At 56.9% G+C, this 16,803-nt stretch carries 26 protein-coding genes; 5 read left to right on the top strand and 21 right to left on the bottom strand.

Going from position 1 to position 16,803, the window contains the following annotated elements:
- Positions 1-23: 23 nt before the first annotated feature.
- The 13 genes from IPK17_RS01685 to IPK17_RS01625 all read right to left on the bottom strand — a co-directional run bounded on the left by IPK17_RS01685 (position 24) and on the right by IPK17_RS01625 (position 9,255).
- Positions 24-968, bottom strand: coding sequence for a tyrosine-type recombinase/integrase (locus IPK17_RS01685; protein WP_343415939.1), 945 nt, complete (start codon positions 966-968; stop codon positions 24-26).
- 335 nt (positions 969-1,303) lie between these two features.
- The gene (locus IPK17_RS01680) at positions 1,304-1,684 is read right to left on the bottom strand and encodes a hypothetical protein (protein ID WP_343415938.1); all 381 of its coding nucleotides are present in this window, start codon (positions 1,682-1,684) and stop codon (positions 1,304-1,306) included.
- Between the two features lie 56 nt (positions 1,685-1,740).
- Positions 1,741-2,292, bottom strand: a complete 552-nt coding sequence (locus IPK17_RS01675; RefSeq protein ID WP_343415937.1) for a hypothetical protein — start codon at positions 2,290-2,292, stop codon at positions 1,741-1,743.
- Positions 2,265-2,699, bottom strand: a complete 435-nt coding sequence (locus tag IPK17_RS01670) for a hypothetical protein (RefSeq protein ID WP_343415936.1) — start codon at positions 2,697-2,699, stop codon at positions 2,265-2,267. Before IPK17_RS01670 ends, IPK17_RS01675 begins: the two co-directional genes overlap by 28 nt.
- Positions 2,700-2,774: 75 nt before the next feature.
- Positions 2,775-2,936 (bottom strand): hypothetical protein, encoded by a 162-nt coding sequence (locus IPK17_RS01665; protein ID WP_343415935.1) that lies wholly within the window; start codon positions 2,934-2,936, stop codon positions 2,775-2,777.
- A gap of 16 nt (positions 2,937-2,952) precedes the next feature.
- Positions 2,953-4,638 (bottom strand): ParB N-terminal domain-containing protein, encoded by a 1,686-nt coding sequence (locus IPK17_RS01660; protein WP_343415934.1) that lies wholly within the window; start codon positions 4,636-4,638, stop codon positions 2,953-2,955.
- Between the two features lie 231 nt (positions 4,639-4,869).
- Positions 4,870-6,756 (bottom strand): AAA family ATPase, encoded by a 1,887-nt coding sequence (locus IPK17_RS01655; protein ID WP_343415933.1) that lies wholly within the window; start codon positions 6,754-6,756, stop codon positions 4,870-4,872.
- Between the two features lie 176 nt (positions 6,757-6,932).
- On the bottom strand, positions 6,933-7,073 hold the full coding sequence (locus IPK17_RS01650; RefSeq protein ID WP_343415932.1) for a hypothetical protein: 141 nt from the start codon (positions 7,071-7,073) through the stop codon (positions 6,933-6,935).
- Positions 7,073-7,927 carry a 3'-5' exonuclease gene (locus IPK17_RS01645; protein ID WP_343415931.1) on the bottom strand — a complete coding sequence of 285 codons (855 nt, stop codon included), beginning with the start codon at positions 7,925-7,927 and terminating at the stop codon, positions 7,073-7,075. Before IPK17_RS01645 ends, IPK17_RS01650 begins: the two co-directional genes overlap by 1 nt.
- A gap of 59 nt (positions 7,928-7,986) precedes the next feature.
- Positions 7,987-8,373, bottom strand: coding sequence for a hypothetical protein (locus tag IPK17_RS01640; RefSeq protein WP_343415930.1), 387 nt, complete (start codon positions 8,371-8,373; stop codon positions 7,987-7,989).
- Positions 8,374-8,730, bottom strand: coding sequence for a hypothetical protein (locus IPK17_RS01635; RefSeq protein WP_343415929.1), 357 nt, complete (start codon positions 8,728-8,730; stop codon positions 8,374-8,376). It abuts the gene before it with no gap.
- Complete coding sequence (locus IPK17_RS01630) at positions 8,727-8,951, bottom strand: hypothetical protein (RefSeq protein ID WP_343415928.1); 225 nt, start codon at positions 8,949-8,951, stop codon at positions 8,727-8,729. Before IPK17_RS01630 ends, IPK17_RS01635 begins: the two co-directional genes overlap by 4 nt.
- Positions 8,938-9,255, bottom strand: a complete 318-nt coding sequence (locus IPK17_RS01625; RefSeq protein WP_343415927.1) for a hypothetical protein — start codon at positions 9,253-9,255, stop codon at positions 8,938-8,940. Before IPK17_RS01625 ends, IPK17_RS01630 begins: the two co-directional genes overlap by 14 nt.
- A gap of 322 nt (positions 9,256-9,577) precedes the next feature.
- Here IPK17_RS01625 and IPK17_RS01620 point away from each other — a divergent pair, with 322 nt between their 5' ends.
- Complete coding sequence (locus IPK17_RS01620; RefSeq protein WP_343415926.1) at positions 9,578-9,916, top strand: helix-turn-helix domain-containing protein; 339 nt, start codon at positions 9,578-9,580, stop codon at positions 9,914-9,916.
- 491 nt (positions 9,917-10,407) lie between these two features.
- Here IPK17_RS01620 and IPK17_RS01615 read toward each other — a convergent pair whose 3' ends face one another.
- The 8 genes from IPK17_RS01615 to IPK17_RS01580 all read right to left on the bottom strand — a co-directional run bounded on the left by IPK17_RS01615 (position 10,408) and on the right by IPK17_RS01580 (position 15,194).
- The gene (locus IPK17_RS01615) at positions 10,408-10,821 is read right to left on the bottom strand and encodes a hypothetical protein (protein ID WP_343415925.1); all 414 of its coding nucleotides are present in this window, start codon (positions 10,819-10,821) and stop codon (positions 10,408-10,410) included.
- Positions 10,822-10,989: 168 nt separating this feature from the next.
- Complete coding sequence (locus tag IPK17_RS01610) at positions 10,990-11,307, bottom strand: hypothetical protein (RefSeq protein ID WP_343415924.1); 318 nt, start codon at positions 11,305-11,307, stop codon at positions 10,990-10,992.
- Positions 11,308-11,790: 483 nt separating this feature from the next.
- The gene (locus IPK17_RS01605; protein WP_343415923.1) at positions 11,791-11,952 is read right to left on the bottom strand and encodes a hypothetical protein; all 162 of its coding nucleotides are present in this window, start codon (positions 11,950-11,952) and stop codon (positions 11,791-11,793) included.
- Positions 11,945-12,133 (bottom strand): hypothetical protein, encoded by a 189-nt coding sequence (locus tag IPK17_RS01600; RefSeq protein WP_343415922.1) that lies wholly within the window; start codon positions 12,131-12,133, stop codon positions 11,945-11,947. Before IPK17_RS01600 ends, IPK17_RS01605 begins: the two co-directional genes overlap by 8 nt.
- Positions 12,130-12,624, bottom strand: a complete 495-nt coding sequence (locus IPK17_RS01595) for a metal-dependent hydrolase (RefSeq protein ID WP_343415921.1) — start codon at positions 12,622-12,624, stop codon at positions 12,130-12,132. The genes IPK17_RS01600 and IPK17_RS01595 overlap by 4 nt, the downstream gene beginning before the upstream one ends.
- Positions 12,621-12,911, bottom strand: coding sequence for a hypothetical protein (locus IPK17_RS01590; RefSeq protein WP_343415920.1), 291 nt, complete (start codon positions 12,909-12,911; stop codon positions 12,621-12,623). The genes IPK17_RS01595 and IPK17_RS01590 overlap by 4 nt, the downstream gene beginning before the upstream one ends.
- Complete coding sequence (locus IPK17_RS01585) at positions 12,898-14,958, bottom strand: FtsK/SpoIIIE domain-containing protein (protein ID WP_343415919.1); 2,061 nt, start codon at positions 14,956-14,958, stop codon at positions 12,898-12,900. Before IPK17_RS01585 ends, IPK17_RS01590 begins: the two co-directional genes overlap by 14 nt.
- Positions 14,955-15,194: a LexA family transcriptional regulator gene (locus tag IPK17_RS01580; protein WP_343415918.1), complete on the bottom strand. Its 240-nt coding sequence runs from the start codon at positions 15,192-15,194 to the stop codon at positions 14,955-14,957. The genes IPK17_RS01585 and IPK17_RS01580 overlap by 4 nt, the downstream gene beginning before the upstream one ends.
- Before the next feature lie 264 nt (positions 15,195-15,458).
- Here IPK17_RS01580 and IPK17_RS01575 point away from each other — a divergent pair, with 264 nt between their 5' ends.
- From IPK17_RS01575 to IPK17_RS01560, 4 genes are all read left to right on the top strand, one after another.
- Entirely contained in the window at positions 15,459-15,632 is a 174-nt protein-coding gene (locus IPK17_RS01575) for a hypothetical protein (protein ID WP_343415917.1), read from the top strand.
- Between the two features lie 3 nt (positions 15,633-15,635).
- Positions 15,636-15,767: a hypothetical protein gene (locus IPK17_RS01570; RefSeq protein ID WP_343415916.1), complete on the top strand. Its 132-nt coding sequence runs from the start codon at positions 15,636-15,638 to the stop codon at positions 15,765-15,767.
- 147 nt (positions 15,768-15,914) lie between these two features.
- Complete coding sequence (locus tag IPK17_RS01565; protein ID WP_343415915.1) at positions 15,915-16,223, top strand: hypothetical protein; 309 nt, start codon at positions 15,915-15,917, stop codon at positions 16,221-16,223.
- A gap of 58 nt (positions 16,224-16,281) precedes the next feature.
- Positions 16,282-16,548 carry a hypothetical protein gene (locus IPK17_RS01560; RefSeq protein ID WP_343415914.1) on the top strand — a complete coding sequence of 89 codons (267 nt, stop codon included), beginning with the start codon at positions 16,282-16,284 and terminating at the stop codon, positions 16,546-16,548.
- Positions 16,549-16,803: the final 255 nt, after the last annotated feature.

Genomic DNA, 16,803 nt, shown 5'->3' with positions numbered 1-16,803 from the left:
ATCAGAACAAACGCTCCGGCTGTTTACGGGGCGTTTTCTTTTCCTAGCAGAAAACGCAGAGGGCTGTGTTGATCGTGGACTTGTGCAAGGTCCCTGGCATTGTAGACCACGTAATGATCCATCAATGTCTTCACATCGGCATGGCCAGACAATCTTGATGCTGTCACCACGTCGCCACCTGAATAGGTGTAGAGCGAGATGAACGACTTACGCATCAGGTGTGTGTAGATGCGCTCAGCGACTTTGGCGCGCCGGGCGATACTGCGAATGATCGACCGCAATCCGGAGACGGTCAGCGGCTCACGCGTGCGCAGATTGTGGAAGACGGCCTTCGTCGTGTTGTCTCGAATGGCGAGCCAGCTCTGCAGCGCTGCGTTCGTCTCTGCGCTGAACACTACCCACCGCCACTGATCGCCCTTCTCATAAATCAGTGCGCAGTTCTGCTCCAGGTACAAATCACTTCGTTCCATCCCCACCAGCCCGCCGGCACGCATCCCACTATCGATGAGTAGGAACAGCAGCGCCCGGTCACGAATGGAAAGCGTGTCGCTGCCTTCAGTCGCCGCGATCATCTTCCGGAGGGAATCAATGAGGTTGTCTAGTTCAACTCGTTTATTCGGTCTCTTCCTCTTGGGATAGGCTATCCCGGCCATTGGATTCGGGATGCTGTATTCAACTGAGCACCAGCGCAGCCACTTATGCAGCGCGCGGATCATCGCATTGATCGTCTGTTCGGAGAGCGGCTTACCTGTCCGGGTGTTGTTGCACTCGCTATAGTAAACGATATAGCGGCGCATGGTCTTGACTGTGATGGCTTCGAGTCGGTCCGACTGCTGGGCTTCGAGCCACGTGATCGGGCTGTTCGCATTGTTCTGCAACATGACCATGTACCACTCCGCGGTATTACGCTTCATCCGGTCAGCGATCAGGGCTTCCACAAACTCTTGTAGGGCGTCTCTGATCTGCATTGTGTCCTCGAGTCAGGTGGGGAAATTCCCCACCTGTGATCTAGTTGGTGTGTATCCCGGTGTGCTGTGCCATGACGCCGCCAATTAACAGGTATTTGGCGAACGGGTACAGCTTGGACCAGTAGTCAATAATCGCCTGCGCTTGCTCGAAGTGATAGAAGTAGAGCGCCTCACTGTAACATCTCTGTTACAGACGACGACCGCCTGTTCGTAGAGAAGAGCTTGTTTCATCTTCAATTGGATTTCCGCCTGCTGAATCTGCCAACGCGGGAGTGGCTGATAGACGCCCGGAATTGGAGTCCACTGGAGAATGGTGTAGGTTGGGCTCATCGCGATCAATCCCACAGCGTTTCTTCAGTCCATCGATGGCCGTGGAAGCATTGGAATTCCATCGCCGTCGTGGCTGGATTAGTGTTCGGCAAACAGCGACCGAACAGAGCGACTCCCTTGCACTTATCGCACTTCGGCGGCACATAGCCGGGATACAAATCAGGATCGACGTACTCAAAGCCTTCAGGTGCTTTCATGTCGTGAATGTAGCGCAGCCGGCGCACGGTGATATCGACTCGGCAGCCCAGCTCTTCAAGCTCTGCTTTCATTTCGAGCAGTCGCTTCAGTTGTTCGATCGTCGCGCCGTCAGGAATGTATGCGACCAATTCTTCGAGAGCATTGGGGCCAAGCTCCAGCCGGTCGATACAAGTGATGATAGTTGCCACGGTTACCTCCTGCCCCGGCTGCACACCGGGGCAATCTGTTTATTTCGTCTACTTTTCTAGCGATGGTTGCCGTTGCTGCTGATCGAAACGTCGTTTCCATTCACGCTTACGGGTACGATCATCGGCGTATATTCGTGGGCGTCCGCTGTGGGGGCTGTACTCCCAATATCGCCCGTTCGGGCGCTGGTAGGGCGCGGCGGTTGCCACTCCTCAACCAGCCCGGGCGCATCTTCATGTGCCCACGGGTCGCGCTCCATCTCACGGCGCACAGCAGCGTGCTTGACCGCGGCGGGGGCTTCCTTCCATTCCCTGTTGGTGGGCAGGGCGATCAGGCGCGCCCAGACTTCCTGCCTGAGCAGCGCGCTGAACTCCGGATGCTTGGTGGGATCTTCTGTCGCCCGCTCGTACACTTCCAGCGCGGTCAAGTAACGTTGGTCGATGTCATCTCGTCTGCGCAGCCCGGCGACGATCAGCCGCTCGAGGTGCAGACCAATGCCGACGGTAAAGACCGGCGGCATGATTGACTCCAGCAGCCCGATCCCGCTTTGCCAGTTGGCCACAAAGACGAACGTCGCCGCGATCAGCGCCAGCACCAATGGCAGTGACAACGGCTTCCAGCCACTTCGACCGGTCGGCGCGGGCGTGGGCATTCATTCCGTGCATGACCATAAACAGCAACATGGGAAGCCTCAGCCAACATAATCATGGCGATCTGGTGAATCACTGTGTAGTCGCCGATCGACAGGATGATGCCCGCGCGGGTCGAGTCTTCATAGCTGTTCGTCGCCAGCGTCCCCATGTGGGTGATGATGTGGGCACTGGACACGGCCAGCGCTGCCACGAAGACGATCAGCGCCAGACCATCCAACACGGTCCACAGGCTACCCAGCTCGCGCTGGAACTGCTTACGGGTTGGGCGATCACCGATGCGAGCCTTGACGCGCTCAATGGCACGCCCGCGCGCTTGCTCGTACTGGTCAAGGTTCAAGCCTTTGAGGTTTGCTAATTGGTTCACTGCTATAATCTCCTGTAGGTATCTCGATACTCACAACGCGCCGCGCTGGCTCCCAACCCCGCGGCGCGATTGTTCCTAGACGAGCAGTTCCGGCTCAAGCTCAACACCCATGACCGTGAGCACCTGCGTGCGCATGACTTCATAGCTGAGGTAGAGCTGCCCATGCAGATCCGGATCAACCGAGTCCATTTCACGCAGCAGATTCCGCACTTCGATCAACCGCTCATTCAGGCGCACGGCCAGCGCGTAGCGCTCAGCATTGGCGTCTGCCGGCGGGTATTCGTCTTTCGGTTCCGGAACGACGGGCAGCGGCTCGCGTCCGATGTCTGAACAACCGGCGGGCGTGATCTGATACCACAGCATGACGCCGCCCGAAGGCCCGCGGCGCTGCAGGCGGACAATGCGCCCGGCGGACAGCAGACCGGGTTCTGTACCGTTGATGTTGATGAGGGTGTTGCCAATCCAGCCGCCACGCTGTTCTTGGAGTTCGTACAGCAGGGAGAGCACGTCGCGCTGAAGCTCTGAGGCTTTCGCCCGTGGGCGAATGCGCTGGTTCAGGGGCAGCCTGAGACGTGTTGCGCAACGTATCGCCAATCAAACCGCTCGCCCAGCTCACCGCATCGCCATCGTGGTAACTGCTAAAGCTGACCACGGGCATACCGAAGTTCAAGTCGATCTTCTTTTTGCCCAGCATGATCACGTAAGCCGGCCCCAGCTTGGTTTGCGCGTACAACCCCAGCCCCGTAGTCTTGAAACGTTCAGCGTCTTCGCCTAGGGCGATCACCATGTTGGCCGTCTTGTAAATCAAGACCGCGTTGGCTGCGTAGTAGGCTTTGAGCGCGGCATACCGCTTATGCCATGTGCCACCACTAACACTTTGGGTATGCTGCCAAGATAATTCGTTCTCTTGGTCCATGCTCCAGGTCAGTTTGTAGGGTTTGACTTCACTAAACTGAAATATCTGCTTGCCCTCACCGCCGTTAATCTCGATGAGTAAAACAATGGGGCGAACATCTGCTACTCGATAGACAACGCTGCCTTCTGACATCACCAAGTCACCAGCCTGAACATCGAAGCTGAGCGGCGAGAAACTCTGCCAGGCATGGCGTGATGCTGCTGCAGCGTCAGCAAACTTCTTCAAGAAAGGTGTGAGGTCACTGAGTTCAACGACGTGGATGGAGTGCCCAACGCTGAGCAGGGCTTCAGCGTAGGATTGTCCGAGCTTGACCGTGCGGACATAGCCGCTCGCATTGCGAATGCTGGTGTAATCAACTCTCAGCGCGTAGCTATCCACCAGGAGCTGTGACCATTTATCTGAAAGGCAGAGGTAGAGACCCTCTTGGTATTGCACCAACACGAGTTCAGCCTCGCCAAAGCTATCTACCCACGGCTGCAGCCACTTCTCTTTCCATCCGTCCATCGACTCTTGCACGACCGGCACCTTGTACGTTTTACCGTCGGCACCCACGCGCTCTTCGAGGTGGGGAATTTCCCCACGTTCGATCAGTTGCTTGCGGACGCTGCCCACCGTCTTGTGGTCCACCCGGATGTGGGTGGCGATCTCGCGGTCGCTCTTCTCTACACCCTTGGGATGCTTCAGCGCGGCGGTAATGGCGCGGCGCTTGTCATCGCTGGAGCGGGGGAGACCGTGCGTGGGATTGGCCGCGTAGGAGGCCCACTGCGCATCTTCCAGCGTGCCTTGCTCCACTTCAGCGTTGATGGTTGCGAGACCGGCTTTTTCCGCCGCGGCGACGCGGTGGAAGCCGTCGACGAGGTAGTAGGCGTCGCCGGTGTAGATCAGCTTGACCGCCGGGAACTCTTCGCCGCGCTTCATCGCCGCGGCATAGTCTTCAATGGTGGAGCTGCTGAGATAAGACCGGCTCTGCGTGCCGCCGTCCCGCCGAATCATTTCCAGTGCGATTTTCTGTTCGCTCATCATGCACCTGCTTTGTATTGGCTGTTGCCGGTTGCCGGCATATCTTCAAGGTTGAGAAGGGCGGGTTGTTGGATCGCTTCGTAGGAGTCGTGATCCATGATTTCCCCGTGTGGATCGCTTGGATCGCTTGGATCGCGTGGATCACCCCCGTTTGGAAATGGAGTCAATTTGGTGGAGTCAGCAGAATCGGGCGATCCATGCGATCCATGCGATCCACGAGCGGAGATTCTTGGATCACGCGGCTTTTTTGGCGGGCGATCCAAGCCCCGTTTGTGATCCATCATCCTCTTCGTCGTCCTTGTCATCGTCGATTGGAGTCAACCCTATCGCCTTGCGCCCGTCGTTGTTGACGCGGTGATGCTGCCCACGCTTCTTCGGCGGGTCGATCAGTTCCTTGTCGACGAGGTTGGAGAGCGCGCGGACCGTCCGCCCGTAGGTGATGCGGGCCAGTTCGGCCAGCTCGCGCTGGGGCAGGCCTTCACGGTTGGCGGACATGGCGAGCACCGTCAGGATCTTGTGCTGGTCCGGAGTGATGGCATCCTCGTCACGCACATACTGCGCAGCGTCGATCGGTACCAGCGTTTCGCCCATATCGTCGACTTGCACGGGCAGCAGCTTGATCGACTTGGGTACGAATGTCTTGGTATCGCGCGACTTGCTGTTTTCAACGCGGATCAAGTCATCGTCGGGCAGCACTTGGATCATCGTGTCCATACGCCCGCGCAGCGCGCCGGAGCCGCGTTCCTGCACACCGCCTTTGTTCGTGTGGTGGATGAAGATGATGGTGCACCCGAGTTTGTTCTGAATGCGGCGCGTGGCCTTCATGACCATGTTGACATGGCCGGCGCTGTTCTCGTCACCGCTGCCCATGACCAAGCCGAAGGTATCGACGACGATGAGGTAGGGCTTCAGTGGATTGATGGCATCGATGAAGCGCTTCATGTCTTCGCCGTCAAAGAACGATACGTAGCCCACCAGCATTTTGAACTTCAGGTTTTCCGGGTGGACGTGGTGATGCTTGCACCAGCCAAACACGCGCAGCGGGATGCCGCTCTCGCCTTCGAGCGCGACGTACAGCACCAGCTCATTGCGCGCGATGCGCAGCGCGTAATCCAGCGCGATGAAAGATTTCCCCACATTCGACTCGCCAAAGATAGTGACGAAGCCGCGCTTGGGGATTTCCCCATCAATGATCCATTCCACCGGGGGAAGATCGCGAAACTGGGTGATGTCGATGATCTCGAAGTCTTCATCGTCGAAGGCATCGTCGTCATCCTTGGTGACGAGCGAGGGCAGGGCGATGATCGCCGCGGCTGCCTTATCCTCATGCAGTTTGCAGAAGTCAGCTAGGTCGCCTTTGTCGCCCAGCATGAGATCGACCGCCCGCGCTTGGGTGAAGCCCACGAGCACGAGCTGGGACTGAATCTGCATGGCGGCCATGCGTCCCTTCACGTCGCAATCCAGCGCGACTAGGATCTGTGTTTCGCCGGGCGTCACCCAGATCTTGCTGATTAACTCACGCAGCAAGTCATCTGGCAGCTTACCTTCACCGCTGGTGACACACATGGCGGCCATGCCGTAGTGCTGCGCAACGACCGTGCTGATCTCCCCGTTGCAGATGATGAGCGGTTGATCCTTGTCATGATTGGCCAGCGCGCGCTGCACACCGTACCAGCACTTCTTGTAACCCGGCGATGACTTGTACACTGGCTTCTCACCGTCCAAGAAGCGCCAGCGGTCGCCGGTTGCCGTCTTGAACAACAGAGCAGGGCGGTTGTCCTTGACCACCTGTTTCCAGCCCGCCTTGATGAGCACATCAGCGCCGATGCCATGGGCGTTGGCATAGTCCAGGAGATCGCGATACTTGCGCTTGGTGTCGTCGACCTGTACCCGCTCGATTTCAATGTTGAGGGCCTTCGCCAGATCGTAGAGCGAGCCGTGATCCCCACTGACGAAATCATGGTAGGCACCATGCTCGCCATCGTCGATGGTCACGGTGAACGCATGGCTGTTCGAGCCCGGTCGCAGCGGAGAGTTCAGCCGATACTTGCCTTTGCCTTCTTCCTTGATCCCAAACGCCTGCAGCGCTTGGAGCACCTTGTCCGCAGTTGAGAGCATCATGATCGGTTGCTCCCAAGTGGTTGACACGGGCTGGATAATTCCTTTACTATTTTCATAACCACTTACTCCCTGTCGTGTGATTGATGCGGGTGCCCCGTCTGGTAAACTATGGGCACCCGTTTTCCGTTATGGGTGAGTGTTGGTCGCTTAGACGACGGCCATCGTCTGAGCGACTCCTACTTACGCAGCCAGCGCGCCATGCGCCGCTTATAGAGCTTGCGGCACCGGGCACCGTGGAAACGCGGTACGAAGCCCGCGTTCGTCATGGCGTGGATCGGTTTGCCACAGCCATCACAGATCACCTTGGTATCGCGCATCAGCTCGGCTCTTCCTCGCTCTGCGCGGCGATGGCCTTGAGTACGGCCAACGTCGTGAGTGCGTCGCCCAGCGCGTTGTGGGCATCGACGACTTCCACGCCCAGCGCTTCCGCGATCTCGCTCAGCTTCTTCGGCGTATGCTGCTGGCGAGCCTTGTCCCATTCCCCATTGAATTTGGCGGCCAGTTCCATTGCGCACGTCGTGCCGACGGGATAGGGCGGTCGCAGGCCGTGCTTGACACATTCGCGCTCGAGCAGTGGCGCATCGAATTTGGCGTTGTAGATCACCCAGTTGCTGTTATCCAGCGCGCCGCAGATCTGCGGCCAGACTTCCGGTAGGGTCGGGGCAGTCGCCAGCGCTTCAGGCGTCAGACCGTTCACCAATCCGGAACCGTTCTGCAAGAGCTTCTCCGGATGCTCAGGGCGGACTAGTGTATTGACCAGGACTTCACCGCTGCAGTGCACAATGGCAATGCTCACGATTTCTGCTTTGCTGCCCACGTCGTTGGTTTCGGTATCCCAGATCACCGTGTCAATAAGCGGATAGAGCAGGGCAGAGGCTTGCTCGCTGGCCATGCTGCGATACAGTTCCGGATCGGGGATGAATTGCGGATCGGGCAGCGCGCCGGCGGGCATGGCATCCACGCCGATCACGTTCCACCATTTACCGTCGGGCGTGCGCTGGAGCGTCACGCCAACCGGGGAGTTCTCCCAGGTCAGCTCGTCGCCGGGCGTCAGTGCCAGCATGGTGGCCGCATAGCCCGCTGCTTCGAAGAGGGCGAAGGTGTTCTTGCTTTCGTCGGCGTGCTTGAACACGTTGACCTTTTCCCCGTCCAGTGTGCGACAGCGCCACATGGGGGACTTGAGCCGGACGTTTCCCCGGCGGTCATACTGACGATCTGATGTGTTGCCAACTACGATCTCCTTTTCAATACAGTGAGGTAGACCCTCACGCCAATCCCTCTGCGATTTTCGTATTGCTTGGACAGCTCCAACGCTTCGAAGCCGTCGTCTTCGAGCAGCTCGCGCAGCCGCTTCACCGTGGGGTCGGACTCGTTGGGATGCGTCATCACGCGCAGCTTGACCACGCCCGACGGGATATCGCCCGCGCCGTCATCGGCGAACACGCTGGTGCTCGGCTTGGGCGCATCGGTCCATTTCTGCGCATCCGAGTCCCACCAATAACCTTTGGCTTCCAGCGTGTCATACAGCGCCTCGTGGGACGTGACGCCCGCGCGCACGCTGGCACCCTGTGACCGGGCGAGGGTGATCCCCGCCGTGTATTTGGCAGTCTGGCGCATCTACTCACCCCACGGCACGATCGGTGGGCGCGGCTGACCGTCTCGTGAGTAACGCATCTTGGGCTTAAGGATGAATAGCGCCGCTTCGTCCTTCATGGCGAGGGCTTTGCTCGTGTAGTTGGTCAGCAGCCGGATCATCGCCGTGGCCGGGTTGAGCCGTGCGCTCAGCCACTTCTCGTATTCGAAGTAGCAGTCCAGCTTTTCCCGAATGAGTTGGCGCGCCACGTCGTGACCATGCTGGGACAGCTCCAGCGCGCCGGTATCCGGATGCGGCGTGAGGCAGCGCGTCCCTTCGGTCAGGGTGCGCATGACTTCCTCAATGGGCACATCGTTAGGTTCCGTGGTTGTGGCGGTCATGCCGACTTCACCTGCAGCGTCACTTCGTCGCCGAAGTCATCGACAAGTTCCACATAGGCGGGCGACTTGGGATCGAAGCTGAAGCCGCACAACTCCAGCGCCTTGGGCAGCATGGCTTCTTTGAGCCGCTCAACCGCTTCGGTGTGCTGTTCGTCGACGCAATCACGCACGAAGGTGAGTGCCTGAATCAGAGCTTCAATCAACTGCTTATCGCGTTCCATCTTCTTCCTCACTTTTGGTTAGGTCGGCAAGTACCGACAGGAAAACATACAGGGCGAGCACAGCGGGGGAGAGCAGTACCAGCGTCTCCAGTGGGAGCTGCACGCCGATCAGCGCGCTGACCAGCAAGAACAGCGCCACGAGCAGCAGCGCGAACAGCAGGCGAATTTCTGCCCGGTCAAGCTGATACGCAATCCAGCGAACACAGAACAGTACAAGCACCAGCGCGCCGAAAATGGGCAGCCACACCAGCATGAACAGAACAGCCAGGACTTGACCGGGCCAGTCGCGCGAAAAGTTGATCACGGGTGTTGCTCCAACTTGTGTCCATTAGTGATACGCTTTGTATCGTACTTGGACAAAAAAAGATCGAATGCCCGGCGCTGCGCTTCTGCCAAGCTGATCCCTGACTTCTCTGCTACTTCGACCATCCGATCCCGTGTCTGCGCGCTACAAGGTGTAACAGGCAGCCGCGCTTCCATCTGCTTTTTGGTTCTGTTCCGTTTTCGTTCCATATGACCTCACAGCAACAATCTGTTGCAGAATAGAGTACATCATGTATCAATAACTTGTCAACTAATTGATATGCTTTGTATCAGTTACTAAACGAAAAGCAAACCGAATAACTATGAAGACGAGTTGGCTGAGGCAACGCCGCGAGGCTGTAGGGATTGATACACAGGATGAATTAGCCGCTAAGCTCCAACTTGAAGGGGTCAGCATTACGCGAGCTGCTGTATCGCATTGGGAAAATGGCAGAAATGATCCACCACTTAAAGAGCCTCATTTCCTACGCGCGCTCGCACGAGTGTTGAAAGTCACTGAAACTGAACTCCTGAGGATTGCTGGTTATCCTACCGAGAATTCGCTGCATAGCGAGCAAGCAGAGCGAGCCGCGTATATCGTGGATCAACTACCTGAAGACCGGCGCGAATTGGCTGTGAAACTGTTGGAGCAATTGCTGTAGCATGTCAACACGTTCCCAACTACACCTAATCAGCGTCTTGCTCAAATTGACAGCGGTCCTTGTGTTTGTATTCGAAGTGGTATTGAAGACAGCCAGTAATTTAGGTTTTTGGCTTAGTTCATCGAACAATTGGTTACAGGTAGCGTATATTGTCGCCGGATCGATCATAGGCGGAGTTGTGCCTATGCTGCTCACCTACGGTGTTGCAAAGGCGATTGATCTACTGCTCAGCATAGAAGGGGATGTGCACGACGTGGCGCAAGTAGTTAGGGCGTCGCGCCGTCGCCGCGAGTCAACGAGGGAAGACCTAGCACCGACTGCGCCCGATCCTAATCGGCACATCTGGAGCGATCATCCGGGCAGCATTCGCGACGGTCGCAATCTCCAGCAGCCAACATACAACGTGTTTGGGGAAAGAGTCCACCGAGGAAAACCAAAAGGCATCAGACGCACGGATTAGGGCAGGTGGGGAATTTTCCACCTGTAATCTACTACCTGAACTGCTTGTCGCTCTTGGTGAATAGCGCCATGGGATAGTAGCTGCTGGTCCAGTCAGACTCCGGCTGAGTGAGGCATATCTGCGCACCCGACACGTGGGCGACGATATAGGCGCTGTCCGGATTGTGGTAGGTGTTGAACCGCTCAAGCGCGGCCAACAGGTTGGCGTTGACGAGCGTCCGCGCATACACGACGTCGCCGGCCTGCAGCTCTTCGTCGACCGGGTGCTCTTCGTTCTTCACCCACTCTACATAAACTTCGAGCGCGGCCACGACCATCCGGAACGTCTCGTTGATCTGCTCCGGATGCGCAATACTGAAACCCGTGTCGTTCGCCATTTCTGAGAGCGTCTTCTGGGTCAGATCCAACCGCTCGAGGGTGGGGATGTGTTCAGCCAGCTTGATCATGGTGCACCTTTTGTAAGTCTGAGAGAGAGTTTACTAACTCGATAGCGGAGATGACCGTCCCCGTAAAAAAGACGCCACCGAAGAACGTTCCAAAATCCCCATTCGCAGACACGATGATCAACATGCCAGCGGAGAAGGCCAAGCCCAATAGTTGTATCCGGATAAGGTTCACGCTTGCTCCTTTGACAGATGTTGGATGAGAGCCGCTTCAATCTGCTCTTCGATCGACATGGCGAGCATGAAGCGCTCGACCGGCGGCATGTCTCTGGGTAGCTCATCGTCGATCATCCGGATGATCTGCATTTGCGGATCGCTGATTGGCGCTGGAGCGGGCTCAGGTTCGAAGTCGTCGTTATACAGCATGTCGACGTCGACGAGACCATCTCCGCGAAAGCTGTCAATGATGCGATAGGTAATTTCGAAAATCGTTTTCAAGCCAAAAAGCACACACGCCAGGATAACCAGGAGTTCAAACATCTGTTGCATCAGGATTCCTTTCACTGCTCATCATAGACACATCCGGCAATCACCATGATCGAATAACCAACCGAAGGTCTGATCGAACCACACCCAGAACGGTGAAAGTACTGGAGATGTCCTAACCCAATATGCGAAGGCCATTGTCAAGGTGAGTACGACAACTGACAAAAGACAGTCGACGATTAACTGTTTAACCCAAGCTTGGAAGTTTTCGCGTGGTGAATAGATCATCGGATTACTTTCGCAAATGGTCATTTGCATAGGCTATTTGCTGAACAATTTCCCGGCTTTGTAGTCCTGCCAAATGTCGATAAACGGGCCCAAAACCCCCTTTCCCCACCCCCCCCCCTTCCCCCCCCCCGCCCCCGGAAAAAAACCCGCCCCATAAAAAGCGGCCCCCCGCACGCCCCGGGCTGAATGCGCCAACATAACCCGACGCCATAGACCACGCTCCAAATCCGCCCCCCCGGGATGCCAGAACTTCCATCTTTAGTTTCCTCCATATACAGCCAATAGCATTCCAGCAGCCACAAAGACCGCCGCTCCAGCGCAGCGCACAAACTGATCAGCGCGGGCTGTATCGAGTGTCCAGATACCAACAGCCATCAATGCGCAACCGCTGAAGACAATGGCGAGCTTGCGCTTATTCATTTCGGTCATTCCGTTCGATCATCATGAAGATGAGCTGCAACCAGACGATCAGCAGTAGCCCAAGAATGACTTCGACGATCAGCAACCAGATGTCAATGTCGCGCACAACCAGCGCGGCCACGGAGAAGCCCAGCGCGCTGATCGTTCCTCCCACGAGAATGCGCTGTTCGCCACGTCTCATCGTATCACCAGCGGCACGCCAATGACGAGCAGGAGTAGGAAGGTGACGACGGCATAGACGTGTTCACCCACACCACCCGTGCTGATACAGAGCAGCTTAGGCAGGAGTCGTACACGCCAGCACACTGGCCAGAGCAGCTCAACACCCTGCACCGTGAGCATGTCAGCCGCAATGTGACTGGCATAACCGGCCAGCAGCGCGATCACGATCAATTGTGGCGCGCCCAGCTTGGTCAATCCGAAGTAGAGCAGCGCGATCGCTGCCAACGAATGCGTTACGCCGCGGTGTGACACGAGTCGAAAGGGCAAGGCGAGCGGGCCGGCGCGCCGGCTGATCATGCTGGCCTCGTGGTCAATGTCGGGTAGCAGCGCGCCGAACACACTGAGCAGGAAGATGATCAAGTCGTCAGTGTCCAACTGTGAGCCGCTTGTCTGTGAGACGATGGCAGCTCCGACCAGCGCGCCCACGGCGATGTGTGTTTCAGCTTTCATTTGAACAGATCCAGCGGCTCAATTTCGCCGTCGTCAGTCATCACAAAGCCGTGACCGATATAGAATTCGGACGCTTCGTCTTCCTGATGTTTTGCCGGCATGGGCTCAACCTCGATCATGGCGGGCGACTCGAGCCCATATTTCATTGCGTGCATCACTTCGCTGGCGACACGATTTACAATCGCAATGCCTATAGAGATAGCCGAAACAACCAAGCCGATAGGCAGGCAATTCAATGTGTTCATTGCGTCAAAGACAGTGTTCAAATCCACTTCAATCGGTTGCACCTGCGAGCTCCTTTTCTGCTTCGATCTCATCGGCATCTTCCGGATCTCCATCATCAATTCCACCGCCAATCGTAGAGTCGCCAGTTCCCTGATCGGTGTGGAATTGCGTAGCCTTGCGCAATGCGTAGGTCTTACCGTCTCTGACCACATCGTAAGTGGTGCCTTCGAAGACCCACCGGCTCTCTGAGGTGATTTCAGCAACGAGCTTTTCCAGTCGTCGCCGGGGAACAACCTCATTCCCCAGAACCTCGTGAATGCGCTTCGCTGGTAGGCGACCTTCGAACTGCTCGAGCGCAACTTTGATTAGATCGTACCTGGTGAACTTTTCGACGGGCTGCAGCACGGCGGGCAGCTCGTCATCTTCGCCCGCGGGCGAAACTTCGAATTCACGGTTGTCGGGATCGGGGTATTTGTTGGCAATGACCACCGAGTCGGCGATCTCTTCATCGCTGATGTAGGGTGATTGGCAAATTGTCTCCATACGCCCCTGAGCAAACACCAGCCGCCCGATGACATCCTGCGGGATCTGCGCAGCGCTGGTACTGCCGATCATGGCAAAGCTCGCCTGAATGCCGGGGATGTAGCCGGCGATGCGCATGGTCATGTTCGTCTGAATCCAGCCAGGCAGCATTTCAGCGTTGACGTGCTGTGTACAGACGACCAGGTGAATGCCGACCGCGCGCCCCTGTGAGGCAATGTCGCGCAGCGCATTCTGGATTTCTGTGGTCAGCGCGCCCATGCCCATGAGCGTGGCCAGCTCGTCAATGATGATGACAATCCGGGGCAACCGGGACTCTGGCGTGACTTTGGAGTTGTACTTCTCCAGCGTCTTGGCCATGATCGCCTCGTGCGCCGTGATGCGCCGCTTCATGATTCTGTTCAACCATTCCAGCGTTGGCAGCACGTCGTCGATATTCTTGATCATGGGACGCGCAAGATGTTTGAGCTTCTTCCAGTGGGTGAACTCCATCCCACCTTTGTTGTCAATCAATATCATGCGCAGCTCGCGCGGGCTGTTCATGGTCGCAAACGTCGCGATCATCTGATTGACTTGGTTACTTTTGCCGCTCTTGGTTGTGCCGACGATCAGCGTGTGCGGCACTTCCTCCAACGTGTACCATTTGGTTTTGCGGTCCGCAGTGACGCCGGCGGGCCACGGTGTTTTGGCGTGGTCATCGACCGGGTACCACGGCATCACTTTGGCGTACAGGACACGTTTCGGGATGCCGTCGGGTGAGTCTGGGCGGTTGACAGCGTAGAAAAAGTTTTGTCCCTTTTCCCCACGTACAACCGATACCACGCGGTTGGTATGGCCTTTCAGATTTTCGAGCGTTTCGGTGCTGGCGAGCGCCGTGATGTCGACATTGTAAGGCAGCGCTGATCGCCACTTACCGAAGATGTTCTGCTCAGAGATGGCAATCTGAAAAAGTACTTTGTCAGGTTTGAAGACGATATCTTGGATTTTGGGGATGTGGCAGAACCAGCGATTCTGCTCATCATAGCCCGCGTGATGGCAGCGCCGCGTCTGCCTGAGTGCTGCCTTGATCTGATCTTCCCAGACACGCGCTTCACGCTTGAAGGCTTTGTAGTTCTCCGCCTCTTCGCGTTCCCACTGAATAACCGCTTGGTGAGTTGTCAGACGATTCTTGATATTCTCGAATTCGTCTGCCAGCGCCTGATGCTTGCGAATCTCTGCATTCAGCTCACGACCGCGGGCGTGGATCGGTTGTGCCTGCGCGCCAATACGCTCGCGCTTGGCTTTGGTCTTAGCCTGCTGATACTCGAATTTCAGTTCCTGGTATTTTTGGTGAAGCTGCCAGCGTTCGATGATCAGGTCATTCCAGTGAACGCGAGTGAGGTGTTGCCATAACTGATGGTATCGCTTGCGCAGCCGGGACAGGTCGCGCTTGCTCAGCTTGCCAGATAGCCGGCGTTTGCGCTCTTCGAGATCCTCCTCCAGCACGGCCAAGTTCGCCGGGTCGATTGCCGGCGTGAGCGGCTCGCCCGGCTTGGGTAGCGCATCATCTAGTTCGACCGGTGAATTCATTCGACCTCGTAAATATACCCGCCGCGCTTTGCTGAGCGATCCACGCGAATCATGCCAGCAACACTGAGGCGATTAGTGATGGCCAGCACTGTGTTGCGATGACAGCCAAACTTCTCTGCGATCGCGTCATGGGTCAGCCGCGCTCTTCCACCGTGCTCTTTAGCTTCGCCTTTGATGAACTCAAGGACTCGTTCGTCTCTGATGTGCATGTCCGCTATCACGATGAATGACCGCATGATCCTTGCCTCGATGCTATAACCATCTCCTCTTATTTTATTGCACAATGGTTGTGCAACAAAGTTACTGCACAAATGTTGTGCAACAAGTGACTCTCCTACTCTGTTACTCTCTTACTTAAGGGGGAAACATGCTCAGAGTTATTGGTCTGCTGTTCGTACTGCTGTTCTTTATCGCGCCTGCCCACGCGCAAGATACGCCCACGCCTACGGCGACAGCGACAGACATCCCGACGGTTACGCCCACGCCCGATACAGCCATTTATGCGACGATCGCGCCCGCGTCGACTGACCCCCGGTCAAGCAACGCGGTTCGATTACACGATCACCGCGGGAGAAAAGTACATCGGCGACGTGCTGACGTGGCTGCTCTATACGCTCTGGGGCATGTTCTTCTTCGGTCTGTTCGTGCTGTATCTGCGCTACAGGAGCCGCTGAGAGATGGAGGTGATTTACAGTTTGGCTTTCCCGCTCACGGTGATGCTTGGGGGCTTATTCGTGTTCGAGCGAGTGCTCTGGGCGTTTGTCGTGGGCGTCCGCCTGATCCGCGGGGTGACTGGACAGCCTGAATGAATGACTCGACCTACGCGCAGTTTGCTGCGCACGTCTTTGGACAATCAGCGATGGCATCCGCCGGGATCACTATCGCTTTGCTGATTGTGTCGGCAGCTCTCCTTACGTTTCGTGACCTCGTTAACTTTGAAAAGGACACAAAGTCCAATGCTCCTCGCACTGCAAACCCAGATGAATAACGCGGCCATGTGGGTGGCCGCCCGGCGCGCCCAGCTTCTGGGCGTATTCGTTACGCTCGTCATGGCGCTCGCTGTTCAGGTCAAGCAGATGCTTGCCCAGACGCCTGTGCCGATCACCATTGATACGAACGCCCTCTTCACGCAGGTGAACAACTGGACGACCTCGCTGGACGACGTGATCTTCGTCGGCGTGGCGATCTCGATCGCGCTGGCCATCCTGACCTTCATCGGCGCGCAAATCATCAAAGCGTTTCGCGGCGGCTCAGGCGTCCGTTAGTGTGGGCTTCAGCGGTGCCGGCATCGCCAGTGCCGGCACTGCTGGTTAAGGGGGAAAAGTGTTCACAGCAGCTTTGCTTCTTGTACGCGATAAATCGGTTTTGGTTGCAACCGTCATCCTTGGGATGTTCGTACTGGCACTGCTTGTGCCCGTGCTGTTTGTGTTGCTTTCCTTCGGTGCGTTCGTCTTCCTGTTGTACCGTGGTGTGCAAGCGATATTCAGCCTGTCGGGCGTGAAACGGGTCCGTGCTTGGAGCATAGCTGTCACCACGGCTTGCCTAATTGCTTTGGTCTTTATTCTGCCCGTTGTTCTAGGGCTGCCATGAATCTCAATCCGTTCGCCCAGCGCGCGCCGATTCACATGGTTCCGCCTGGCTACCAAGAGGAACTTGATCGGCTCCCACCACGCGAGAATAAAGGCTGTTTGCGCGTGGTTGGCTTTAGCGCTTTGGGCATTGGCGTGGTTGTGCTGCTGATCGGTGTGCTTGCGCGGTTTGCCTCTGGGCAGCAACAGCCAAACACGGTGAACTCTGAAGCGGTGATCATGACCGCATCTCCCACCGCTTCACAGACACTCCCTC

This window comes from Candidatus Flexifilum breve (genome assembly GCF_016713355.1).
This window is presented reverse-complemented; position numbering and strand designations above follow the sequence as displayed.